This is a genomic window from Nocardia sp. NPDC056611 (assembly GCF_042792755.1).
GTDB lineage: Bacteria > Actinomycetota > Actinomycetes > Mycobacteriales > Mycobacteriaceae > Nocardia.
This window is the reverse complement of sequence record NZ_JBHTVV010000004.1, coordinates 27234-51032: the sequence shown is the minus strand read 5'-3', so window position 1 is coordinate 51032 and position 23799 is coordinate 27234. Positions and strand designations below refer to the sequence as shown.

21 protein-coding genes and 1 riboswitch are annotated in these 23799 nt (G+C 68.4%); of the genes, 10 read left to right on the top strand and 11 right to left on the bottom strand.

From position 1 onward, the window contains the following. Nucleotides 1–24: 24 nt before the first annotated feature. Nucleotides 25–867 carry a bifunctional hydroxymethylpyrimidine kinase/phosphomethylpyrimidine kinase gene (gene thiD, locus ACFRAQ_RS21655; RefSeq protein WP_379102329.1) on the bottom strand — a complete coding sequence of 281 codons (843 nt, stop codon included), beginning with the start codon at nt 865–867 and terminating at the stop codon, nt 25–27. 190 nt (nt 868–1057) lie between these two features. On the opposite strand from thiD, the gene ACFRAQ_RS21650 reads away from it, so the two are divergent. Together ACFRAQ_RS21650 and ACFRAQ_RS21645 are read left to right on the top strand one after the other, a co-directional pair. Then, the gene (locus ACFRAQ_RS21650) at nt 1058–2809 is read left to right on the top strand and encodes an Ig-like domain repeat protein (protein WP_379102327.1); all 1752 of its coding nucleotides are present in this window, start codon (nt 1058–1060) and stop codon (nt 2807–2809) included. Nucleotides 2810–2941: 132 nt separating this feature from the next. Then, nucleotides 2942–4090 carry a GTP-binding protein gene (locus tag ACFRAQ_RS21645; RefSeq protein WP_379102326.1) on the top strand — a complete coding sequence of 383 codons (1149 nt, stop codon included), beginning with the start codon at nt 2942–2944 and terminating at the stop codon, nt 4088–4090. 5 nt (nt 4091–4095) lie between these two features. On the opposite strand, the gene ACFRAQ_RS21640 is transcribed toward ACFRAQ_RS21645, so the two are convergent. Both ACFRAQ_RS21640 and ACFRAQ_RS21635 read right to left on the bottom strand, forming a co-directional pair. Then, nucleotides 4096–4719 (bottom strand): NAD(P)-dependent oxidoreductase, encoded by a 624-nt coding sequence (locus ACFRAQ_RS21640; RefSeq protein ID WP_379102324.1) that lies wholly within the window; start codon nt 4717–4719, stop codon nt 4096–4098. A 154-nt stretch (nt 4720–4873) separates the two neighbouring features. Further along, on the bottom strand, nt 4874–6025 hold the full coding sequence (locus ACFRAQ_RS21635) for an epoxide hydrolase family protein (protein WP_379102322.1): 1152 nt from the start codon (nt 6023–6025) through the stop codon (nt 4874–4876). A gap of 86 nt (nt 6026–6111) precedes the next feature. Between ACFRAQ_RS21635 and ACFRAQ_RS21630 the strand changes: the two genes are divergently transcribed. From ACFRAQ_RS21630 to ACFRAQ_RS21620, 3 genes are all read left to right on the top strand, one after another. Next, the gene (locus ACFRAQ_RS21630) at nt 6112–6762 is read left to right on the top strand and encodes a TetR/AcrR family transcriptional regulator (RefSeq protein ID WP_379102320.1); all 651 of its coding nucleotides are present in this window, start codon (nt 6112–6114) and stop codon (nt 6760–6762) included. A gap of 87 nt (nt 6763–6849) precedes the next feature. After that, nucleotides 6850–7305, top strand: a complete 456-nt coding sequence (locus ACFRAQ_RS21625) for a hypothetical protein (protein WP_379102318.1) — start codon at nt 6850–6852, stop codon at nt 7303–7305. Between the two features lie 94 nt (nt 7306–7399). Beyond that, nucleotides 7400–7804 (top strand): VOC family protein, encoded by a 405-nt coding sequence (locus tag ACFRAQ_RS21620; protein WP_379102316.1) that lies wholly within the window; start codon nt 7400–7402, stop codon nt 7802–7804. Nucleotides 7805–7858: 54 nt separating this feature from the next. Here ACFRAQ_RS21620 and thiC read toward each other — a convergent pair whose 3' ends face one another. Continuing rightward, a complete protein-coding gene (gene thiC, locus ACFRAQ_RS21615) occupies nt 7859–9520 on the bottom strand; it encodes a phosphomethylpyrimidine synthase ThiC (RefSeq protein WP_379102314.1) in 1662 nt (553 codons plus the stop codon). Next, nucleotides 9513–9623, bottom strand: a riboswitch (TPP riboswitch). (Overlaps the previous gene by 8 nt.) A gap of 333 nt (nt 9624–9956) precedes the next feature. Between thiC and ACFRAQ_RS21610 the strand changes: the two genes are divergently transcribed. Continuing rightward, on the top strand, nt 9957–10631 hold the full coding sequence (locus tag ACFRAQ_RS21610) for a TetR/AcrR family transcriptional regulator (RefSeq protein WP_379102312.1): 675 nt from the start codon (nt 9957–9959) through the stop codon (nt 10629–10631). Here ACFRAQ_RS21610 and ACFRAQ_RS21605 read toward each other — a convergent pair. The 4 genes from ACFRAQ_RS21605 to ACFRAQ_RS21590 all read right to left on the bottom strand — a co-directional run bounded on the left by ACFRAQ_RS21605 (nt 10628) and on the right by ACFRAQ_RS21590 (nt 16046). After that, nucleotides 10628–12892: an MMPL family transporter gene (locus ACFRAQ_RS21605; RefSeq protein ID WP_379102310.1), complete on the bottom strand. Its 2265-nt coding sequence runs from the start codon at nt 12890–12892 to the stop codon at nt 10628–10630. The two genes, ACFRAQ_RS21610 and ACFRAQ_RS21605, sit on opposite strands and share 4 nt — an antisense overlap. A gap of 102 nt (nt 12893–12994) precedes the next feature. Continuing rightward, entirely contained in the window at nt 12995–14173 is a 1179-nt protein-coding gene (gene fahA, locus ACFRAQ_RS21600) for a fumarylacetoacetase (RefSeq protein WP_379102308.1), read from the bottom strand. A gap of 1 nt (nt 14174) precedes the next feature. Next, a complete protein-coding gene (locus tag ACFRAQ_RS21595; protein ID WP_379102306.1) occupies nt 14175–15380 on the bottom strand; it encodes a homogentisate 1,2-dioxygenase in 1206 nt (401 codons plus the stop codon). A gap of 39 nt (nt 15381–15419) precedes the next feature. Beyond that, nucleotides 15420–16046: a TetR/AcrR family transcriptional regulator gene (locus ACFRAQ_RS21590; RefSeq protein WP_379102304.1), complete on the bottom strand. Its 627-nt coding sequence runs from the start codon at nt 16044–16046 to the stop codon at nt 15420–15422. A gap of 124 nt (nt 16047–16170) precedes the next feature. Here ACFRAQ_RS21590 and ACFRAQ_RS21585 point away from each other — a divergent pair, with 124 nt between their 5' ends. The 4 genes from ACFRAQ_RS21585 (at nt 16171) to ACFRAQ_RS21570 (ending at nt 21199) form a co-directional block, all read left to right on the top strand. After that, on the top strand, nt 16171–18090 hold the full coding sequence (locus ACFRAQ_RS21585; protein WP_379102302.1) for an acyl-CoA dehydrogenase family protein: 1920 nt from the start codon (nt 16171–16173) through the stop codon (nt 18088–18090). A gap of 164 nt (nt 18091–18254) precedes the next feature. Further along, the gene (locus ACFRAQ_RS21580; RefSeq protein ID WP_379102300.1) at nt 18255–18431 is read left to right on the top strand and encodes a hypothetical protein; all 177 of its coding nucleotides are present in this window, start codon (nt 18255–18257) and stop codon (nt 18429–18431) included. 164 nt (nt 18432–18595) lie between these two features. Further along, nucleotides 18596–20422: an acyl-CoA dehydrogenase gene (locus ACFRAQ_RS21575; protein WP_379102298.1), complete on the top strand. Its 1827-nt coding sequence runs from the start codon at nt 18596–18598 to the stop codon at nt 20420–20422. Nucleotides 20423–20560: 138 nt separating this feature from the next. Beyond that, nucleotides 20561–21199: a hypothetical protein gene (locus ACFRAQ_RS21570; protein ID WP_357284658.1), complete on the top strand. Its 639-nt coding sequence runs from the start codon at nt 20561–20563 to the stop codon at nt 21197–21199. Between the two features lie 17 nt (nt 21200–21216). On the opposite strand, the gene ACFRAQ_RS21565 is transcribed toward ACFRAQ_RS21570, so the two are convergent. The 3 genes from ACFRAQ_RS21565 to ACFRAQ_RS21555 are packed head-to-tail and all read right to left on the bottom strand — an operon-like array spanning nt 21217 to nt 23690. Beyond that, entirely contained in the window at nt 21217–22032 is an 816-nt protein-coding gene (locus tag ACFRAQ_RS21565; RefSeq protein ID WP_379102295.1) for an exodeoxyribonuclease III, read from the bottom strand. Between the two features lie 50 nt (nt 22033–22082). After that, nucleotides 22083–23057, bottom strand: coding sequence for a GNAT family N-acetyltransferase (locus tag ACFRAQ_RS21560; RefSeq protein ID WP_379102293.1), 975 nt, complete (start codon nt 23055–23057; stop codon nt 22083–22085). A gap of 6 nt (nt 23058–23063) precedes the next feature. Continuing rightward, nucleotides 23064–23690: a peptide deformylase gene (locus tag ACFRAQ_RS21555; protein ID WP_379102290.1), complete on the bottom strand. Its 627-nt coding sequence runs from the start codon at nt 23688–23690 to the stop codon at nt 23064–23066. Between the last annotated feature and the right edge of the window lie 109 nt (nt 23691–23799).

Sequence of the window (23799 nt, the reverse complement as noted above, 5' to 3'; positions counted from 1 at the left end):
GCGGGATTCCGCCAACCGGCGAGCTCAGACGTGCAGCCGCCACAGCGGCGACACCGGTCCGTGCCCCGCGCCCAGGTCGTAGGAGGCTTCCAGGCAGCGGAAGGTCCACTCCTTGGCGAAGGCGACCGCGTCGGGCACCGAGTACCCGTGGGCGAGCGCGCAGCAGATGGCCGCGGCCAGGGTGTCGCCGCCGCCGTGGTCGTTGCCGGTGGTCAGCCGCCGGGCCGGGAGTTCGTGGAAGGTGTCGCCGTCGAAGAGCAGGTCGGTGGACTGCTCGGAGGTGCGCAGGTGCCCGCCCTTGACGATGGCCCATTGCGGGCCGAGCGCGATCAGCGCCTCGGCGGCCTTGCGCGCGGACCGGTCGTCGACCACCTCGATGCCGGTGATGAGCCGGACCTCGTCCAGGTTCGGCGTGACGACGGTGGCCAGTGGAATCAGCGTGTGCCGCACCGCGTCCAGCGCCTCGGCGTGCAGCAGCGCGTCGCCGTGCATGGAGGCCGCGACCGGATCCACGACCAGGGGGATGCCGCCCTGCCGCCCGATGCCGACCTCGCGGCACACCTCGGCGACCGCCTCGATGATGGCGGTGGAGGCCAGCATGCCGGTCTTGGCCGCCCCGATCCCGATGTCGCCGACCACGGTTCGCACCTGGTCGGCGACGATCTGCGGCGGGATCTCGTGGAACCCGCTGACGCCCAGGGTGTTCTGCACGGTCACCGCGGCGACGGCCACGCACGCGTGCACGCCGCACAGGGCCATGGTGCGGGAGTCGGCCTGGATGCCCGCGCCGCCGCCGGAGTCGGTGCCCGCGATGGTGAGGGCGCGAACCGGGGTGGTGCCATTCGGGGCAAGCGGTAGGAACTGCACGTCACAGACCCTACCGATACCCCCGCGGACCTCGTCTTCCCGTCCTCCGCGGCCGGTCGTTCGCCGTCCGGAAATTCCTTCCGAATGAAATGATCAAAACTAAAACACGTTCTAGTCAGACCATGCATACTGGCGGCGTTTAGTTCGGATTGTCCGGTTCCGTCGATGTGACCGGGCGTAAGGAGTCCCTGTGAACCATTCGTCCAAGCGGCTCGCCGTCGTGCCTGTCACCGGCGCGGCCATGCTCGCCGGGGTGCTGCTCACCCCGGGTACAGCGAGCGCCGGCGACACCAGCTTCACCAGCTCGTGTCAGGCGAAATCGATCATCACGGTCGACAAGTCCGTCGCCGCCACCATGAGCGTCACCGCGCCCGCCTCGGTCGCGGCGGGGGAGACCTTCACCTATCGCATCCAGCCCAACGCGTCCTCGTATCCGGACAAGGACTCCGGCGCGACCACCACCAACCTGTCGCGCATCAAGTACGACTACGCGATTCCCGACAACACGACCTTCGTCAGCGCGGCGATCGTGCCGGGCACCGCCGTCAATATCGACAATGTGGCCCCGAACGTGCTGCGCGTCAACGACTCCGGCGCCGTCGACAACGCCGGTGGCATCCTGCGGCTGTCGGGCAATAACGAGGTCGTCGGCAACAGCCCGACCAGTAGCACCAATTCCGAGGGCGGCATTCGCGCGCCGAAGCTGAAGAAGAACCTCGACGGCACCGCCAACTCCGCGGGCGAATCCTGGTACCGGCTGCCCGCCGTCGACGTCACCGTCACGGCCGTCGCGGCCGGCGTGATCACCCCGAAGGTGCGGACCGCGGGCAGCGCCGCCAGCTACGGCAACGACCAGAACTTCAGCACCTCGCTGGCCAAGGCCTCGCTGCTCGGCACCCAGTGGGCCCCGACCCGCTGCATTCCCAGCGACGACAAGAGCACCCTCAACGCGGGCGCGGGCCCGCTGGCCACCATCACCGTCACCGGGCCGGTCAACAACTCCACCACGACTACCCTGACCGCTCCGGCGACCGCGACCACCGGCCAGGCGGTCACCTTGAGCGCCACGGTGGCCCCGGCCGCCGCCACCGGCACCGTCCAGTTCAAGGACGGCGACGCCAATCTCGGTGCGGCCGTTCCGCTGAACAACGGCACGGCGACCCTCTCGCAGACCTTCACCACCGCGGGCGCGCATTCGATCACCGCCGTCTACAGCGGTGACTCGAAGAACCAGCCGTCGACGTCGGCGGCCTCGGTCGTCTCGGTCACCGCCGCGATCGTCGACACCACCACCACGATGAATGTCCCGAGCACCGCGACGACCGGTCAGGCGACGGATCTGTGGGCGACCGTGAACGCTCCCGGCAATGTGCCCGCCGTGGGCGGCACCGTGCAGTTCAAGGACGGCGGCGCCGACATCGGCGGCCCGATCGCTCTCGCCTCCGGCGGCGCGAAGCTGACCTACACCTTCAATGCCGCGGGCGCCCACGCGATTTCGGCGGTCTACTCGGGTGCGGAGGGCTTCAACCCGTCGACCGGTGCGGCCGCGACCGTGACGGTCAGCGATCCGGCTCCCGTCGAGTTGAACACCACGACCACCCTGACGGTTCCGGCCTCGGCCACCAAGGGTGACGCGGTGGCCTTCACCGCCGAGGTCAAGACCGAGGCCGGTGCGGCCGTCACCTCGGGCACCGTCCGATTCATGGACGGCGGCACCCCGATCGGCGACGCGGTGACCGTGGTCAATGGCAAGGCGACCCTGCAGTACACCGTCGGCCAGACCGGCAACCGGGTCATCACCGCGGTCTACACCGGCGGCACCGGGTACAAGGGCTCGACCTCCGCGCCCTCGACCCTGAACGTCAAGGACGCCACCACGCCCGGCGGGGGCGGCGGTTCCTTCGGCCTGCCCGGTCTGCCCACGGGCTCCCTGGGCAAGTGATCGAACGCTGAGCTGATCGAACACTGAGCTGATCGAACGCCGAACGCCCGGCCGGACTTGTTCCGGCCGGGCGTTTCGCTTTTCCCGGGCTCGGATGCCAAGCTGCAAATGAAAACCGTTACCATTAAAGCCATGACTTCCGATCCGCAGACCCAGCCCCTGCCCGTGACCGTGCTGTCCGGCTTCCTCGGCGCGGGTAAGACGACCCTGCTCAACCACATCCTGGCCAATCGGGAGGGTCGCCGGGTGGCGGTCATCGTCAACGACATGAGCGAGGTGAACATCGACGCGGCCCTGGTCGCGGGCCAGGGGCACCTGGACCGGACCGAGGAGAAGCTGGTCGAGCTCACCAACGGCTGCATCTGCTGCACGCTGCGCGAGGACCTCATCGAATCGGTGGGCACGCTCGCCCGCGAGGGGCGTTTCGATCAGCTGGTCATCGAATCCACCGGCATCTCCGAGCCCATGCCGGTGGCCGCCACCTTCGAGTGGGAGTTCGAGGACGGCTTCCGGCTCGGCGAACTCGCGCGACTGGACACCATGGTGACCGTCGTCGACTGCTCCACCTTCCTCGCCGAAGTCGTCAAGGGGCAGGCGCTGGCGGAACGGAATCTGGAGGCGGGTGAGGGCGATGCGCGCACCATCGCCGACCTGCTCATCGAACAGGTCGAGTTCGCGAATGTGCTGGTACTCAACAAGACCGACCTGGTGAGCGCGAACGCGGTGGGCACGGTGGAGGCGACCGTGCGGCGACTGAATCCGGGTGCGCGCATCGTGCGGTCCGCGCGCGGCGTGGTCGATCTCGCCGAGGTGCTCGACACCGGGCGCTACAACCCGGACCTGGCGGCCCAATTCGACGGCTGGACGGAGGAATTGGCGGGCGGGCACACCCCCGAGACCGAGGAGTACGGCATCGGCAGCCTCACCTTCACCGCCGATCGGCCCTTCCATCCGCAGCGTCTCGACGCGGCCCTCTCCCAGCTGGAACGACTGCTGCGCAGCAAGGGCTCCTTCTGGCTGGCCAGCCGTCCGGATCTGGCGGCGATCTGGTCGCAGGCCGGTCCGAATCTCACGTTCGAGCCGGGCGCGCACTGGGACGCGCTGGATCTGGCTCCGGGACAGGAGATCGTGTTCATCGGTGTGAAGCTCGACCGGCCGCACGTGCGGGACCTGCTGACGGCCGCGCTGCTCACCGACGCCGAGTGGGAAGCCGGGCCGCGGGCGTGGCTGCGGTACCCGGATCCCTTCCCGTCCTGGGGTGACATGCACGAGCACGCCTGACCTGATCAGTGCGAAATGCCCGGCGTACGACACACATACGAGGTGTCGTCGAGCTGCTCGACCAGGAACCCGGCCACGTCGGCGCGCGAGATCTTCAGCTTCAGACCGGATTCCGTGCCCGGGAAGCCGCGGCGGTAATCGCCGGTGGCCGGGCCGTCGGTGAAGGCGCTGGGCCGCACGATGGTCCAGTCCAGATCGCTGGCCAGCACGTACTCCTCCTGCCGCACGTGGTCGGCGAAGGCCGGGCGCAGCAGCATGCCGAACATGATGTACTTCCAGACGAAGTTCAGGTTGCCCGCGCTGTCGCCGACGCCGAGCGAGGACTGGCAGATCAGCCGCTTCACCCCGGTCCGGTTCATGGCCTCGATGACGTGGCGGGTGCCCTCGGCGCGCACCACGCCCTTACGGCCCGCGCCGAGCGCGACGATCACCGCGTCCTGTCCGATGACGGCCCGCTCGACGGCGGCCGGGTCCAGGACGTCACCGGTGACGACCCGCAGCCGCTCGTGGGTGACGGTCAGTTTGGCCGGATCGCGGACCAGGACGGTGACCTGATGTCCGGCCGCGAGGGCCTGGGTGACCGCGTGGCGGCCGACGGTTCCGGTGGCTCCGAAAAGGGCGATGTTCATGTCTCTCACCTCGGGTTATTCGTTGTTGCGAAGGTGAATCAAGTACATCAACGGGAGCCGTCGGGGAACATCGCCGCGCGTCTCGCGAACATGCGGGAGGGTCCAGGCATGCGACGGGCCCGCACCCCGAGGGTGCGGGCCCGTCGCAGGCGAATCAGCGCAAACCGGCGAAGAATCCACGGATGTCGGCGACCAGCACGTCGGTCGCCTCGTGCGCGGCGTAGTGCCCGGCGGCGTCATTGGCGCTCGTCGACGTGGACGAATTCACGTCGTACGCATGCCAGCTCACGATGTTCTTGTGATCCCGCTCGGCGAAGCGGCGAATGGACTGGAAGTCACCCTTGAACATGGCCAGCCCGGTGGGCACCGTGGTCGGGCCCTGCGGCTGCTCGGCGTGCGCGTCCTCGTAGTAGAAGCGCAGCGACGACCCGGCGGTGCCGGTCAGCCAGTAGATGGCCGTGTTGCCGATGACGAAGTCATCGTCCAGGCCCTCGCTGAACAGCTGCGCGTTCCAACCCAGCAGGCCCACCGGCGAATCCGCGAGCGCGAACGCGATGGTCTGCGGCTGCTGGCTGTGCAGGGTGTTGAAGGCCATCTTGTTCTCGTAGAACCACTGCAGATGCGCCAGCGCCGCCATGTCCTCCTCGGACAGGTCGGCCATCTCGGCCGGATCGCCGGACGGGAACGAGAACAGTTGCGTCACATGGACTCCGACCACCTGATCGGGGGCGATGCGGCCGATCTCGGGGGAGACCATCGAGCCGCCGTCATTGCCGATCGCGCCGAAACGCTCGTACCCGAGCCGGTCCATCAGCTCCACCCAGGCGCTGGCGGTGCGGTAGCGGCTCCAGCCGGCGGACCGGGTCGGGCCGGAGAAGCCGAAGCCCGGCAGCGAGGGGATGACCACGTGGAAGGCGGGCGCCTCGGCGTCCTCGGGCTCGGTGAGCGGGGTGATCACGTCCAGGTACTCCAGGACCGAGCCGGGCCAGCCGTGGGTGAGGATGACCGGGGTGGCGTCCGCCCGCGAGGACCGCACGTGCAGGAAGTGGATGTCCTCGCCCTCGATCTCGGTCGTGAACTGCGGGTAGGCGTTGAGCTTGGCTTCCAGCGCCCGCCAGTCGAACTCCTCCAGCCAGTACGTCGCCAGCCCGCGCACCCGGTCGTTGGTGACGCCGTAGGCATCGGCGACGCCGGGGAGCTCGTTCGGCCACAGGGTCTTGCGCAGGCGGTCGGCCAGCTCGTCCAGCTGGGCCTGGGGGACGTCGATGCGGAACGGGCGGATGGCGGTGGTGGGCTGGGTGTTCATCATTCTCTCCTTTGTGGAACGGAATGCTTCGTTCTGTTTAAACCATAACGGAACGGATCATTCCGTTCAAGTGGTATTCTCGATTCATGTCGAAAACAGCCGAAAGCACAGCTCAGCGGGCCCTGCCCGGCCGCAAGGCCCAGGCCGCGCGCAATGACGAACTCATCCTGGCCGCCGCCCGCGACGTGTTCCTCGCCGAACCCAAGGCCCCGATCTCGGCCGTCGCCGAGCGTGCGGGCGTCGGCATCAGCGCCCTGTACCGCCGCTATCCGAGCAAGGAGGACCTGCTGCGCACCCTCTGCTACAGCGGGTTGCGTCGCTACAACGCGGAAGCCGAAGCGGCCCTGGAGAATCCGGACGGCTGGGCGGCGCTGGTGGAGTTCCTGCGCAGTGTCGTCGACGCCGACGTCCACTCGCTGGCGGTGCACCTGGCCGGCACCTTCACCGCCGACGACTCGATCCTTCCCGATGTGCTGCGCAGCGCCGAGCTCAATGACGAACTCCTGCGCCGCGCACGGGAATCCGGCACCTTGCGCCCGGAGGTCACCGTCGCCGATCTGGGCCTGATCCTCGAGGCCTGCGCCGCCGTCACGCTGCCGGATACCGAACGCACCGCCCAGCTGCGCCGCCGGGTGCTGGCCCTGCTCGTCGACGGCCTCACCGCCACCGGCGACCTGCCCGGCCCGCCGCCCGCCCCGGGCGAATTCGCGCACCGCTGGCAGCGTCGTGACCAGTGACCGGTAGCGCCGTGACCAGTGAACGGTAGCGTTGGCGGGGTTCTCGCCGACATTCGTTTGTCCCCGTAATCAATTCGAGGAGTCGCGATGCGCTGGATTCGTCCCCTGTTCGCCCTGCCGCTCGCCGCGGCCGCGCTGTTCGCGGCCACCGGCACCGCCGCCGCCGACCCGATCACCACCTTCACCCCCGCCTACACCGCCGGATCGGGGGCCTTCCCCTGCTTCGGCCAGATCCAGGCGTTCCACGATCCCCAGAACACCTACTACGGCAAGCAAACCGTCTGGGTGCGCGCCGAATTCACGTTCCTGCCCATCCCGAACCCGGGCTGCGGCGCGACGGCGACCCTGAGCTGGCGCAATCTCGATACCGGCGCGAGCGGCAGCTTCCCGCCGGTTCCGCTGGGCGACGGCACGCCGTTCGGGCCGAGCAACGCGCTGTGGGTGCCGGAGACGCTGCCGACCGGTCCCGGGCGGGTCGAGGTCACCATCGACACCGACCTCCCCCACATCGCGGGCAAGGGCACGTTCTACTCGCCGGAGTGACCCCCGCGGGCGATACACCTGGGTAGCGTTCACGATGATTTCCGTGCTGTCGCTCCGACTACTGGGAGAAACACTCGATTCGGAAGGATCCGCCGTGAATTGGACACTCGAAGTGGTCATCGTCCCGGTGTCGGACGTGGACCGCGCCAAGGACTTCTACGCCCGCAAGCTGGGGTTCCATGTCGACCACGACACCCAGCCGGCGCCGGGGATCCGGATCTGCCAGCTGACGCCGCCGGGGTCGGGGTGCTCGATCGTGATCGGCGAGGGCGCGGTCCCGAAGATGGAGCCGGGCAGCATCAAGGGACTGCAATTGGTGGTCAACGATCTGAAGCGTGCGCACGCCGAACTGGTCGAGCGAGGTGTCGAGGTGAGTGACATCCAGGTGCTGCCGGGGCCGGTCACCGAGGGGGATCCGTTGAACAACAGCGGGTTCGTGTTCTTCGACGACCCGGATGGCAACAGCTGGGCCGTCCAGCAGATCACGAATCGCCCCTGAGACGATCCGGGGCGGGTAGCTCGAAAGCCACCCGCCCCGACTCGAATTCGATCCTTACGACACAACCGGCAGGTACACCTTGTTGCCCGCCTCGGCGAATTCGGCGGACTTCTCGGCCATTCCGGCCTCGATGGCGTTCACATCGGTGAGGCCGTGCTTCTCGGCGTAGTCGCGCACGTCCTGCGAGATGCGCATGGAGCAGAACTTCGGACCGCACATGGAGCAGAAGTGGGCGGTCTTGGCGGGCTCGGCCGGCATGGTCTCGTCGTGGTACTCCCGCGCGGTGTCGGGGTCCAGCGCCAGGTTGAACTGGTCGGTCCAGCGGAACTCGAAGCGCGCCTTGGACAGCGCGTTGTCGCGATCCTGGGCCCGGGGGTGCTGCTTGGCCAGGTCGGCGGAGTGGGCGGCGATCTTGTAGGTGATCACGCCGACCTTCACGTCGTCGCGGTTCGGCAGACCCAGGTGCTCCTTCGGGGTCACGTAACACAGCATCGCGGTACCGGCCTGGGCGATGATCGCCGCGCCGATGGCCGAGGTGATGTGGTCGTAGGCGGGCGCGATATCGGTCGCCAGCGGGCCGAGGGTGTAGAACGGAGCCTCCTCGCAGAGCTCCTCCTCCAGCCGCACGTTCTCCACGATCTTGTGCATCGGCACGTGGCCGGGGCCCTCGATCATCACCTGCACGCCATAGGATTTCGCGATCTTGGTGAGCTCACCCAGGGTGCGCAGCTCCGCGAACTGGGCCTCGTCATTGGCGTCCGCGATGGAACCCGGACGCAGGCCGTCACCCAGGGAGAAGGTGATGTCGTACTTCGCCAGGATCTCGCACAGCTCACGGAAGTTGGTGTACAGGAACGATTCCTGGTGATGCGCCAGGCACCACGCGGCCATGATCGACCCGCCGCGGGACACGATGCCGGTGACGCGCTTGGCGGCCAGCGGCACGTAGCGCAGCAGCACGCCCGCGTGCACCGTCATGTAATCGACGCCCTGCTCGGCCTGCTCGATCACGGTGTCGCGGTAGATCTCCCAGGTGAGCTTGGTGGGATCGCCGTTCACCTTCTCCAGCGCCTGGTAGATCGGCACGGTGCCGACCGGGACCGGGGAGTTGCGCAGGATCCACTCGCGGGTCTCGTGAATGTTCTTGCCGGTGGACAGGTCCATGATGGTGTCGGCGCCCCAGCGGGTGGCCCACACCATCTTCTCGACCTCCTCGGCGATGGAGGAGCTCACGGCCGAGTTGCCGATATTCGCGTTGATCTTCACCGCGAACTTCTTGCCGATGATCATCGGCTCGGACTCGGGGTGCTTGTGGTTGGCGGGGATCACCGCGCGACCGGCGGCCACCTCATCGCGCACCAGCTCGGGCGAAACGCCTTCGCGCGCGGCGATGTAGTGCATCTCGCTGGTGACGACGCCCTGGCGCGCCCAGTTCAGCTGGGTGGGCGGGCCGTCGACCCGCGGCTTGTCCCAGCCGTCGCGCAGCTTGGGCAGACCCGCCTCGAGATCGATGGTGGCGGTGTCGTCGGTGTACGGACCGGAGGTGTCGTACACGTCGAAGTGCTCGCCATTGGTGAGGTTGATGCGCCGCACCGGAACCCGCAGGGTCGTGCCGTCGGCCTCGACCTGCTCGTAGTGCTTGACGCTGCCCTGGATGGGGCCGGTGGTCACGGTGTCGACCGGGGCGGCCGAGCTGGAGACACGACTCGATGACATTGCAGATCCTCCCTACGCCGGCATTACCCGGTCAGGTTCATACGGTCGACGGCCCATCAGCCGTCCTCTCAGCCCGCTGGTGCGAGCCCCCGTTGGCAAACTTTTTCCGAGCCGACCATACCCGGCCCCGGGGCACGGCAACCCCGGGACCGTGGAATATACGATTCGGTCTGCTCCGAGCGGGTGTCCCGCCGGTCAGTTCTCCCCGCGGCCCGATCGGCCGGCCCCGCGCGCCGAAGACGGCGTTCAACGGGATCTCGGTCTGCGTCACGAGCGCGTCCGGACCGTCTTGATCGACCGGAAGCGGTTGTGCGGCGGCGGTTCCTGAATTCGATCGCCACTCGCCGTTCCCTTCCTCGACGCGACAGCGGTTACAGCGCGGGCCCGGGTTATCAACAAGATGTCGTTCTGAAACGGGCTTGGCTATCGTTTAGGTATGTCCCGCAGCAAATCTGCCGCGTCGACCGGCGCGCCCCCCGTCCGGCGTCGCATCCGCGGCCTCGACGCCGGCGAGCGCAGCGCCCAGCGCCGCCGTCAGCTCCTCACCGCCGCCACCGAACTCTTTGCCCGGCAAAGCTATTCGGGCACCTCCATCGAACAGATCTGCCAGCACGCCTTCGTCGGCACCAAGGGCTTCTACGACCACTTCGACAGCAAGGAGGCGTGCTACACCGCCCTGCTGGAACAGATCACCACCGCTATCCAGCAACGCGTCGCGGAGGTGGCCGTCGAGACCGCCGACGCCGACTGGCCCACCCGCCGCGCCACCGTCCTCGCGGCCTTCGTCCACGCCATCGCCGACGACCCCCGCCTCGCGAAGGTCACCTTCGGCGAAGCGGGCGGCATCTCGCCCGCCGTCGAGGGCATGCGCCGTACCAATCGCCGGTGGTCCGCCGAATTCCTGAAACACCAATGGCTGCAAGCCGACCCGCACGAGGAACACCGCTTGCCGGCGCTGGCCCTGGCCACCATCGGCGGCATGTTCGAGCTCGTCGCCGACTGGCTGCACCACCACGACGACGGCGGCGCCCCCGAATCCGTCGACACCCTGATCTCGGATCTGGAGAACTTCGTCGCCGTCGTCGACGCGGGCCGCGCCGCCCGCCGCTAGCGGGCCAGCGCGACCTCGCGGTCCTCGTCGCCGGCCGCCGCCGCGCCCGGCTCCTCCTCCAGCCCGATCCGCTTGTGCAGGGCGGCAAGGGGTTTGGGAGCCCACCAGTTGGCGGTGGACATCAGGCGCATGAGGGCCGGGGCCAGCAGGCCGCGGATGACGGTGGCGTCGGAGACGACGGCCAGCGCCAGGCCGATGCCGAACAGCTTCATGGGGGCCACCTCGGACGTGGCCACCGCCAGCAGCACCACCGCCATCAGGCCCGCGGCGGCGGTGAAGATGCGGCCGGTGCGGGCCACGCCCAGCGCCACCGAACGGGTGTTGGCCTCGGGCGAACGGTCGGAGGCCAGCCACTCCTCGCGGATGCGGGAGAGCAGGAAGACCTCGTAGTCCATGGACATGCCGAAGGCCAGGCAGATCATCAGGATCGGCATGAACAGGTCGATGCTGCCGGTGGAGGTGAAGCCCAGCAGGCTCGCGCCGTGCCCCTGCTCGAAGACCCAGATCATGGCGCCGAAGGTGGCGGTCAGCGACAGCAGGTTCAGCAGGAGCGCCTTCACCGGGAGCACCACGCTGCCGGTGAACAGGAACAGCAGGATCAGGGTGATGATCGCGATGATCGCGCCCGCCAAGGGCAGCCGGGTGATCACCGAATCCATGGTGTCCTCGTTCAGGGCGGCCGCGCCGCCGAAGAGGACGTCGCCGGGGGCGGGCAACGCGCGGAGATCGGCGAGCTGCTGCTTGCCCTCCGCGGAGTACGGGGCGATCCGGGTGCCGACCGACAAGTACGCGCCGTCGGGCCCGGCCATCTGCTGCACGCCGGGAGCCATCTTCGCGCCGTTCACGTAGACGCCGTCACTGGACAGCACCGCCGGAACCCCCGGCACCTGCGACAGGCGGGCGGCGTACGCGCCGATCTCCTTGGTGTCGCCGTGGAATCCGGGCAGCGCCACCACCGCGCTGGAGGCCATATCGGCACCGAAGTCGTGCCGCAGCGCGTCACCGACCTGACGGCTCGAGGCGAAGGCGCCGATCACCCGGTCGTCCGGCGTACCGAAATGCGCCTTCAGGAACGGGGATCCGAGCGCGAGCAGCACCGCCGCGGTGACCACGGCGATCGGCAGCGCCCGCCGCATGACACCGGTGACCAGCTTGTACCAGAAGGTCTCCTCCGGCTGCTTCGGCGCGGGCTCACCGCGACCCAGCAAGCGGCGCACCGGCTTCCGCAGATCCCAGGCATTGACGCGATCGCCGAGCAGCATCAGCGCGGCGGGCAACAGCAGTGCCGACGCACCCACGGCCGCGACCACAACGGCGACACCGGCGTAGGCGAAGGACTTGAAGAACGGCTGCGGGAACACCGCCAGCGCCGCCAGCGCCAGCGCGACGGTCAGGCCGGAGAACACCACGGTCCGCCCGGCCGTCTGCACCGACCGCAGGATCGCCGCCCGGGTATCGCGCCCATTGGCCAGCTCCTCCCGGTACCGGCTGACGATGAACAGGCTGTAGTCGATGGCCAGCGCCAGGCCCAGCGCGCTGGTCATGTTCAGCGCGAAGATCGACACGTCCATGAACGTGGTCATGGCGCGCAGGATGCCGAGGGTGGCGGCGATCGCGAACAGCCCCACGCCCACCGGCAGCAGGGCCGCGATCACGCTGCCGAACACCAGCACCAGCAGCAGCGCCGACACCGGCACCGCGATGGCCTCGGCCAGCAGCAGATCCTTCTCGACCTGGTGATTGATATCGGCGAACGATCCGGCCATGCCGCCCACCCGCACCTGGACGCCGTCGCGGTCGCCATTGAGCTCGGTGGACAGGTCCGCGGCCCGGTTCTGCACCTCGGTGTCGGTGCCGGTCACCGTGGCCATGATCAGCCCACGTTGCCCGTCCTTGCTCTTCAGCGCGGCGGCCAGGTCGGGCCGGGCCGCGCTGTTGGCCCAATAGGACTGGACGCCGGTGACCGTCGAGTCGTGGCTCAACGTGTCGGTGATGCGCTGCGCCTCCGCGCGCACCTGCGGACTGTTGACGCCGCCGTCACCGCTCACCATGACGATGAGGTTCGGATTGCCGCCGGGGAAGCTCTTCGTGATGAAGTCGTTGGCCCGCACCGACTCCAGCGAGCCGGTCAGATATCCGCCGCCGACCATGTGCGATTTGACGGTGGCCCCGAAGCCGCCGCACACCAGCATCAGCAGCAGCGCGGCCACCAGCACGGCGCGCGGGCGCGCCATGGCGAACCGGGCAGAAGTGGTCAACATCGACGCCGCCCTCCGAAAGTCGCAAACTTTCGGAACGGTACTTTCCCTGATCGACCGACCGGTAGGTTCAGTGACCATGCTCATGGCCATACCAGCTGGCTATTACTCGGCTTTCGCGATCCGCCCGCGGACTTCGCCCAGCTCCAGCCGCCCGCCGCCGACCGCCGGGGCGGTTGCCGTGAGCACCACCTCATCGCCGTCCTGCAGGAACGTCCGCTGCGCGCCGTTCAATTCGAGGGGCTCGGCGCCACCCCAGCTGATCTCCATCAGCGACCCGCGCTCGCCGCGATCCGCGCCCGAGATCGTGCCGGACGCGAACAGGTCCCCGGTGCGGGTCGAGGCCCCGTTCGCCGTCAGGTGCGCCAGCATCTGCGCCGGTGACCAGTACATGCGCCGGTACGGGGGAGTGGAGACCAGCTGCCCGTTCCAGGCCACCCGAACCGCGATGTCCAGACCCCAGGCCGCGGCGTCACGCAGATACGGCAGCGGCTCGGGATGCTGCGGCGGCAGCGGAATGCGGGCCGCGGCCAGGGCGTCGAGCGGGGTCACCCACGCCGACAGGCTGGTTGCGAAGGACTTGCCCAGGAACGGGCCCAGCGGCTGACCCTCCCACGCCTGGATATCGCGCGCCGACCAATCGTTGACCAGAGCCACCCCGAAAACGTGGTCGGCGAACTCGCCGGTACCGATCGGCGTGCCGAGCGCCGAGCCCGCGCCCACCACGAAACCCAGTTCGGCCTCGATGTCGAGGCGGCGGCTCGGGCCGAAATCCGGTGTGCCGGAGTCGGTCCGGCGCTGCCCGTGCGGCCGGATGACATCGGTGCCCGACACCACCACGGTGCCCGCGCGGCCGTGATAGCCCACCGGCAGATGCCGCCAATTCGGCAGCAGCGGTTCACCGTCCGGGCGCAGCATGCGGCCCAGGGCGGTGGCGTGATCGAGGCTGGCGTAGAAGTCGACGTAGTCGCCGATCTCGATCGGCAGATCCAGGCGGACCGCGCGCACCTCGTGCACGGCGGCCGCGGGGAGTTCCGCCTCGGCGGCGGTCCGCACCCGCTCCCGGATCTCGCGCCAGCACCGCGGCCCCTGGGTCATGAAAGCGTTCAAGCTGGGCTGATGGAACATCGGATCATCGAGCGCCACCGCCAGATCGATCACGGTGTCGCCCAGCCGGGCGCCCACCCGGGGTTCCCGGCCGGAGGGTCGGAATACGCAGTACGGCAGGTGGTCCAGGCCGAAACCGGAATCCGCGGGGACCTCGATACGCACCCGGCTGCTCAATTCAGATCCATTCCGACGGCCCCTTACCCGACCAGGTCCACGCGTAGCGCGGGTCCTCGCACGCCAGCGCGCCCTCACCCAGCTGCAACGGATGGAAGGTGTCCACCATGACCGCCAGTTCGTCGAAGAAGTCGATTCCGATGCTGCGCTCGTAGGCTCCCGGCTGCGGACCGTGCGCGTACCCGCCCGGATGCACCGACACCGAACCCAGGTCGATCCCGGATCCCTTGCGCGCCTCGTAATTTCCGCCGCAGTAGAACATGATCTCGTCGGAGTCCACGTTCGAGTGGTAATAGGGCACCGGGATCGAGAGCGGGTGGTAGTCCACCTTGCGCGGCACGAAATCGCAGATCACGAAGTTCTGGCCCTCGAACGCCTGATGCACCGGCGGCGGCTGGTGCACCCGGCCGGTGATCGGCTCGAAATCGGCGATATCGAAGGCGAACGGGTACAGGCAGCCATCCCAGCCCACCACGTCGAAGGGATGGGTGGCGTAAACCATGCTGGTGCCGACGATCTCACCGGCGGGACGGTGCTTGACCAGCACCTCCACATTCTCACCGTCGACCTGGACCGGCTCGGTCGGCGCGTGGAGATCGCGCTCGCAGTAGGGCGAACTCTCCAGGAACTGACCGTATTTCGAGAGATACCGCTTCGGCGGGGTGATATGGCCGGAGCCCTCGATGATGTAGGCGCGCAACGGTTCCGGGCCGGCCGGAACCCAGCGGTGGGTGGTGGCGCGCGGCAGCAGCACCTGATGACCCTGCCGCACCGGCAGCGTGCCGAACACGGTTTCCACTCGCCCCGAACCGGATTCGATATAGGCCAGCTCGTCGCCGATGGCATTGCGGTACAGCGCCGATTCGCGCAGCGCCGCCACATAGGAGATGCGCACGTCGGCATTGCCGAGCAGCAACCGCCGCCCGGTCACCACATCACTGTCGCCCGGTTTGTCGCCCAGGAACAGTTCGTGCAGTTTCAGATGCCGGTGCCGCAGTGGATGATTCGGGAACAGCCGCTGCTGCGGCAGCACCCACACCGACGAATCCACGATGGCCGGGGGTAGTCCGCGGTGATAGAGCAGCGAGGAATCGCCGGAGAAGCCCTCTTCTCCCATCAGCTCTTCGTAATAGAGCCGGCCGCTCTCATCTCGATGCTGCGTGTGCCGCTTGGGCGGCACCGAACCAACCTGCCGATAGAACGTCATGGCGTCCTCCCGCTGACCGATGGTCGATTTCCATCGTAGTCAGGCGTGACGCAGGGCGCGGTAGACCGCCGCGCCGACGAACTCTCCGAGAGTGTCGGGATTCCAGTCGCCCGGCTCGGTCAGCAGCGTGCGGACCGCGCCCTCACCGGCCGACACCCACAACTCGACCAGGGCCGGGAGCTTGTGTTCGGCGTCGGCGGTGCCCCAGGCCGCCAGGGTCGGGCGTAGTCGCCGGGTGCAGCGTTCCACCGCCAGCAGCCGGCCCTTGCCGAACGAATCCGCCACGGCCGGATCGGGATTGCCGTACAGCAGCCGCCAGGTGTCGGGGCGCCGGGAGACGGTGTGCAGCAGGGCGCGGAAGCCCTCCACGAACACCGCCTCGTCGGCTTCCACCCGGCGGCGGGGCAGCGTCTCCAGCACGCCCTGCACGAGGTAGTCCTCCTCGCGCCGGATGAGCGCCTCGAGCAGCTCGACCCGATCGGCGAAGCAGGCGTAGACGACGGGGCGGGTGACCTTCATGCGGTCGGCCACCGCGGCGACGGTGACCGCCGCGATGCCGTCGGCGACGGCGATCTCCAGAGCGGTGTCGAGGACCTGCGGGCGACGGCGTTCGGGACCCAGATGCCGCGCGCGCTGGCGTGGTCGTGTCGCCGAATCGGTGCCCATGCGCACCGACGATAGCAGCGGCCCCGGCGAGCCTTTCCTACAGCCACGAACAAAAATGCTACATTCACGAATGAAAGCACCCGGCGGAGCCGGGCGAGCCCACGGCCGGAGGAGACGAAGACCGATGAGTCAGACCCTGTTCAACCCGAAGACCTGCGAATTCACCGAATTCGACGCGGAGACCCGGCGACTGCTGCGGGCCACCGTCGACTACTTCGAGGCGTTCGGCAAGGTCCGGCTGCTGGCCGAGAACCGCGACCGCGTCTGGTACGCCGACTTCCTCGACTTCATCAAGCGCGAACGGGTCTTCGCCACCTTCCTGACCCCGGCCGCGCAGGCCGGCGGCGACCCGCACAAGCGCTGGGACACCGCCCGCATCGCCATGATGAGCAAGATCCTCGGCTTCTACGGCATGCAGTACTGGTACGTCTGGCAGGTGACGATCCTGGGCCTGGGCCCGATCTGGCAGAGCGCCAACGCCGAGGCCAAGGCCCGCGCCGCCGGACTGCTGGAATCCGGCGAGATCTTCGCCTTCGGCCTCTCCGAACGCGACCACGGCGCCGACATCTACGCCACCGACATGGTGCTCGAGCCGACACCGGGCGGCGGCTACACCGCCACCGGCGGCAAGTACTACATCGGCAACGGCAACCTCGCCGGCATGGTGTCGGTCTTCGGTCGCCGCGCCGACAAACCGATCATCGACTCGTCCGACTTCCTGCGGAAGATGAGCGACGAGGAGTACTCCGGCTACCTGTTCTTCGCCGCCGACTCCCGGCACAAGAACTACAAGCTGCGCAAGAACGTCGTCGACTCCCAGATGTACGTCGCCGCCTTCGATCTCGACGAGTACCCGGTCGCCGAATCCGACATCCTGCACACCGGCCGCGCCGCCTTCGACGCCGCCATGAACACCGTCAACGTCGGCAAGTTCAACCTCGGCTTCGGCGCGGTCGGGGCGTGCGAGCACGCCATGTTCGAGGCGGTCACCCACGCCGAGAACCGAATCCTGTTCGGGCACCGCGTGACCGAGTTCCCGCAGGTGAAATCGCTGCTCGCGGACAGCTACGCGCGCCTGATCGGCATGAAGCTCTACAGCGAGCGCGCCATCGACTACCTGCGCTCGGCGGACGAGAACGACCGGCGCTACCTGCTGTTCAACGCCATCGAGAAGATGTCGGTCACCCGCCACGGCCAGCAGCTGTACGAGGACCTCGCCGACGTGATCGCCGCCCGCGGATTCGAGAACGACATGTACTTCCCCATGGCCATGGTCGGCATGTTCGGGCTGCCGCGGCTCGAAGGCACCGTGCACGTGAACATGGCGCTGTCGCTGAAGTTCCTGCCCAACTACATGTTCCATCCCGCCGACGCGGGCCTGGCCGCGCTGCGGTACCTGCCCGGCGCGGGCCTCGCCCCCAAGGGTGCGGTGCGCGCGGTGTCCGGCGCGCTGAGCTGGACCAGCCGCCGCGCCACCGGTCCGGCCGCCAAGGCCGTGCCCGCGCTGAAGACCGAATTCGCCCGCGCCGCACACGCTCCCGTGCCCACCCGCCGCGATGCCGCCGACGACGAATTCCTGTTCCGGCAGGGCCCGAGCAGCGGGCTGGGCAAAATCCGCTTCGCCGACTGGCGGCCGGTGTTCGAGAAGTTCGCGCACATCCCGAACGTCGCGGTCTTCCTCGAGCAGGCCCTGGCCCTCCAAACCCTGCTGGCCGCGGCGACTCCGACCGCCGAACAGCAGCAGGACGTCGACTTCCTCTTCGGCCTCGGCGAGCTGTTCACCACCCTCCCGTACGCGCAGCTCATCCTCGAACAGGCCGAGATCGCGGGCGCCGACGAGGCCGTCCTCGACCAGCTCTTCGACCTGTTCGTGCGCGAATTCTCCAAGCACGCACTGACTTTGCACACCAAGCCGACCGCCACCAAGGCCCAGCAGGTCCGCGCCCTGGACCTGGTCCGCCGCCCGGTCGCCGACCCGACCCGCTTCGAGAACGTTCTCACCCAGGTCCGCGCCCTGGCCGGAGCCTACGAGATGACCCCCTGATCCGACACCGCACCGAAACCGCACTCGCCGCGGCATCCACTACCGGCTGTTCACTCCGCGTGACAAGGCCGTGAAGCTCTGGGCGGGCGGCCGGCTGGCGGCCCCGGCCGCCATCGCCACGCTGCCCCGGTGGATGCGGGAGACCGGCGGCCGTGCGGGCTGCCATGACCGCCTTGCGGAGGGACCGGCTGGAACTGCGGGTGGCCAAGAACTTCATCGGGCCCACGACGGGCCGGCTGCTCGAGGAGCATATGCGAGCCGGGGTTCCCGTGAATCCCGTCACCGTCACTCCGCAGCAGGCCAAGGAGTTGTACGGTCGCAGTTCCAGCTCGAGCGCATAACGGCGCGGTTAACTTATCGCGATCGGGCCCGGTTGTCGGGGGCCCGGCCGGTTAAGACGTCTGCCTACGGTTGCGTAAGGGGACAGGCGTACGGCAGCCTTCGGCTTGATCTCAGATTCTGATCTCAGAACCGCGTCGCACACTTCAGCCGAGGAGGCCCTTCCGTGTCCCATTACAAGGCGAACCTACGAGACATCGAGTTCAACTTGTTCGAAGTACTGGGGATCGGGGAATTGCTGGACAGCGGCGCCTACGGCGACCTCGACGGCGACACCGCGCGGGAGATGCTCGCCGAGGCCAAGCGCCTCGCGGAAGGCCCGATCGCGGACTCCTTCGCCGACGCCGACCGCAACCCGGTCGAGTTCCTGCCCGACCAGCACACCATCACGGTGCCCGAATCGCTGAAGAAGACCGTGGCCGCGGTCAACGAGGCCGGCTACTCCGGTCTGGGTATGGCCGAGGAGATGGGCGGCGTGGCCGCCCCCAACGCGCTCATCTGGGCCATCCAGGAAATGCTGGTCGCCGCCAACAACTCGGCCTCCTTCTTCAACATGGGCCCGCTCATGCACAAGGTCCTCTTCGACGAGGGCACCGACGAACAGAAGCGCTGGGCCGCGCACGCCTGGGAGAACCGCTGGGGCGGCACCATGGTGCTCACCGAGCCCGACGCCGGCTCCGACGTCGGCATGGGCCGCACCAAGGCCATCGAACAGGCCGACGGCACCTGGCACGTCGAGGGCGTGAAGCGCTTCATCTCCGGCGGCGACGTCGGCGACACCGCCGACAACATCTTCCACCTGGTGCTGGCCCGCCCCGAGGGCGCCGGACCCGGCACCAAGGGCCTGTCGCTGTTCATGGTGCCGCGCTTCCTGTTCGACTCGGAGACCATGGAACTCGGCGCCAAGAACGGCGCGCTGGTCACCGGCGTCGAGCACAAGATGGGCATCAAGTCCTCGCCCACCTGTGAGATCACCTTCGGCGGCGACATCCCCGCCGTCGGCTACCTGGTCGGCGGGGCGCACAACGGCATCGCGCAGATGTTCAAGGTCATCGAGAACGCCCGCATGATGGTGGGCACCAAGGCCACCGGCGCGCTGTCCACCGGCTACCTCAACGCCCTCGAGTACGCCAAGCAGCGCGTCCAGGGCGCGGACCTGACCCAGATGACCGACAAGGCCGCCCCGCGCGTCACCATCACCCACCACCCGGACGTGCGCCGCTCGCTGGCCACCCAGAAGGCGTACGCGGAGGGCCTGCGCGCGCTCTACATGTACTGCGCCTCCTACCAGAACGCCGATGTGGCGCAGGCCAATTACGGCGCCGACGCCGAACTGGCCGAGCGGGTCAACGACCTGCTGCTGCCGATCGTGAAGGGCTGTGGCTCCGACCGCGCCTACGAGTCGCTGACCGAATCGCTGCAGACCCTCGGCGGCTCCGGCTACCTGCAGGACTACCCGATCGAGCAGTACATCCGCGACTGCAAGATCGACTCGCTGTACGAGGGCACCACCGCCATCCAGGCGCAGGACTTCTTCTTCCGCAAGATCATTCGTGACAAGGGCGTGGCGCTCGGACACGTCGCGGGCCTGATCCAGCAGTTCGTCGACGGCGGCCCCGACCAGTTCAAGATCGAGCGCGGACTGCTCGGCGCGGCCCTGGCCGATGTGCAGGCCATGGCGGCCGCGCTCACCGGCTTCCTGATGGCCTCGCAGCAGCAGGTCGACGAGCTCTACAAGGTCGGCCTCGGCTCGGTCCGATTCCTGTACGCCGTGGGCGATCTCGTCATCTCGTGGCGACTGCTCGAGCACGCCGCCATCGCCCAGGCGGCGCTGGACGCGGGCGCGGCCGAGAAGGACAAGAACTTCTACATCGGCAAGGTCGGCGTGGCGTCCTGGTTCGCCAAGAACAAGCTACCGCTGCTCAGCGCCTCGCGTTCGGTGATCGAGAACCTCGACAACGACATCATGAAGCTGGACGAAGCGGCCTTCTGATTCGCAGTCGAACTCCGGCCCCGCACCCGTGGTGCGGGGCCGGATCTCGTTGGGGGATCAGGTGACACACCGTCATGACACGCACACTTCATTGCTGACCCGCCGATACGTGTCGTGCCGAACGGGTACAACTACGGCATGGTCTTCCCGGTTACCTTCGGCTGGATCCAGATGGTGCTGTTGGTGCTGGGCATCGCGGCCATCGGACTACTGGTCTCGGCCGTGCTGAAAGCCCGCACGGTCGGCTGGCGTGTGCTGGTCGGACGCGGCATGGGCGCGGCGGGTCTGGCGTTCGTCGCGGTGGTGATCCTGTGGATCACCACGCTCCTGCAGGCCTTCCTCGGACTCACCGGCGAAGTGAAGGCCGCGCACGTCGAGGTCAAACCCGTTGCGGGGCAGGAACACCTGCTGGATGTGAACCTCACCCTCTACGGCGACGAGGGCCACGGCGACCAGCACAAGACGTACCAGGTCGAGGGCGACATGTGGGTGCTGCAGGCCAATATCGTGGAACTCGAGGCGTGGGTGAACGCGCTCGGCTTCAACGCCGGATACAAGGTGACCCGGCTCTACGGCCAGCGTCTCGACGGTGTCGCCACCAAACAGAACCAGATCTTCCTCAACGGCAGCGACGCCGACTTCTTCCAGGACATGAAGGACAAGACCTGGTACACCAGGCCTTTCGTGCGCTCGACCAACGGCAACGCCGTCATCGCCGTCCCGGGCACCTACGACGTCTTCATCTCCCGCGACGCCATCAAGGCCCGGCCGGTCTGAAGCCGGGCCCGGCCGAACTAGTCCGCGAGGACGGCCGTCACGGGCGCGTGATCGCTGGCGCCCTTGCCCTTTCGCTCCTCCCGGTCCACGTTCGCGTCGGTCACGCGCGCGGCCAGGGCGGGGGAGGCCAGGATGAAGTCGATGCGCATGCCCTCCTTGCGGGGGAAGCGCAGCTGTGTGTAGTCCCAGTAGGTGTAGACGCCGGGGCCCGGGTGGAAGGGCCGCATCACGTCGGTGAAACCGGTCTCGCCGAACGCGTCGAAGGCATCCCGTTCCGGTTCGGACACATGGGTTTTGCCCTCGAAGAACTCCGGCGACCACACATCCAGATCGGTCGGCGCGATATTCCAGTCACCCACCAGCGCGATCTGCGCGTCCGGATCCTCCGACAGCCACTTGGCGCCCGCGGACCGCAGCGCCGCCAGCCACTCCAGCTTGTAGGCGTAGTGCGGGTCGTCGAGCGCGCGGCCATTCGGCACGTACAGGCTCCACACCCGCACCCCGCCGCAGGTCGCGCCGATCGCGCGGGCCTCCACCACCGGTGTGCTCAACAGGGATTCGCCCGCGTCCTTGTCGAAACCGGGCTGATCCGGCAAGTGGATCTCGACATCGTCCAGGCCCACCCGGGAGGCGATGGCCACGCCGTTCCACTGATTCAGGCCCACGTGCGCGACCTCGTACCCGGCCGCCTCGAACGCCTCGAACGGGAACTGCTCGTCCTTGCACTTGGTTTCCTGCATGGCCAGCACGTCGATATCGGCGCGGTCCAGCCACGCCAGCACCCGATCCTGCCGGGTGCGGATCGAGTTCACATTCCAGGTGGCGATACGCACAGCGGTAAACCTTTCGGAACTAGTGTCTTACGCGAGCGGGCGGCACGCGATCAGGGCGCGGCGTACCGGTAGCTGTGATGCTCGACGAAGCCCATCTCCTGGTACAACGCCAGCGCCGCGTCATTCTCGTCCGACACCTGAACATAGGCGTGGGTGGCCCCGTGCGTGCGGCCCCAGCGGATCATCTCCGCGCACACCAGCGCGCCCAGCCCGTGCCGCCGATGCCCGGACGCCACCGTCACACAGGTCAGGCCCACCCAGCGGCGGCCGTCGGGAGCCGTGGTCACCGCGGCCCGGCCGATGGCGATCGGCGCGGGCAAACCCAGTGTGGCGAAGGTGAGCTCACCGTCGCGGACCGCGGTCAGCACGTCCACCACCGGGCTCGAGCCGACGTCGGTGTCCCCGCCCCGATGCCGGTGCATGGACAGCCACGCCCCGTCCGGTTCGGGCGTGAACCGCACCATGGACGGGCCCGACGGCAGCGGCATGGTCTCGATGTCGACCGCCAGCACCCGGGTCTCGTGCCAGGTCCGCCACTCCGCGGGCCGGGTCGCCAGCCGGTCCGGCAGCTGCAGTTGCAGCGGCAGGCCGTGCGCGGTGTACCACTCGCCGATGCGGTGCAGGGTCTCGGTGTTCATCAGCGCCGGTCCGTCCGTACCACCCAGCGGCACCGCGGAATTCGCGCGAAAGGTGTAGCCGTCCCCGGCCCGCAGCAGCCAGCCGTCGATCCAGGATCGCATCAGGCCCGGCCAGCCGTCCGCGGCCGCCGCTTCCAGGGACCGGATCTCACTGGTCCGAATGGGTCTGGGGCCGAGCGGTTTCCAGGCCACCACCTGATCCCGGGCGACCGACACCACCTGGCCGTCGGCGGTGCGCACGGTCAGCGGGTCGGCGGCGATCAGCTCGCCGATCACATCCGTCAACGGCTGTGGGTAACCCGCGGGCAGCCGGTAGCGCACCACCACCCGCTTGCCGAGCGGCGGGAGCGCCCCGGCGCCGTCGGTGCCGGGCTCGGAGTCGGTCATGACCGATCAGTCGTCGAGATCGTCGTCGTCGTCGTGTCCGAAGGGGTCCGGGACGGTGCCCGGGACCCAGTTCAAACCCGGCTTGCCCCAGCCGTTTCGCTTGATCGCCTTCTTCGCGGCGCGGGCATTGCGGCCGATCAGCACGTCCACATAGAGGAAGCCGTCCAGGTGGCCGGTCTCGTGCTGCAGCATGCGGGCGAAGAAGCCGTGGCCCTCCAGCTCGACCGGCTCGCCGTGCTCGTCGGTGCCGGTGACCTTGGCCCAGTCGGCGCGGCCGGTCGGGAACTGCTCGCCGGGGACCGACAGGCAGCCCTCCTCGTCATCGTCGGGATCCGGCATGGATTCGGGGATCTCGGAGGTCTCCAGCACCGGATTCACCACGCAGCCGCGGCGGCGGACGGTCTTGCCGCCCTCGGTCTCGTCCGGGCAGTCGTAGACGAAGACGCGCGGCGACAGCTCGTCCTCGTCGGCGATGATCACCTGATTGGCGGCCAGACCCACCCCGTGCGCGGCGTCCATCGTCTCGTACATGTCCGCGATCAGCTGCGCCAGCTCTTCCGGGGTCTGCGTGACCGGAGTGGTCGCGCGGTGCAGAACCGGGTCGCCGACAATGCGAATCGGGAGAATAGCCATGCTCAGCACCCTATAGTGCGGTGTTTACCGGGGTGATCACACCCTGGGGACGTGTCCGGATCGCTGCCCGGAACCCCCGACACGCCGGGGCTCACGTCACAAAACACGC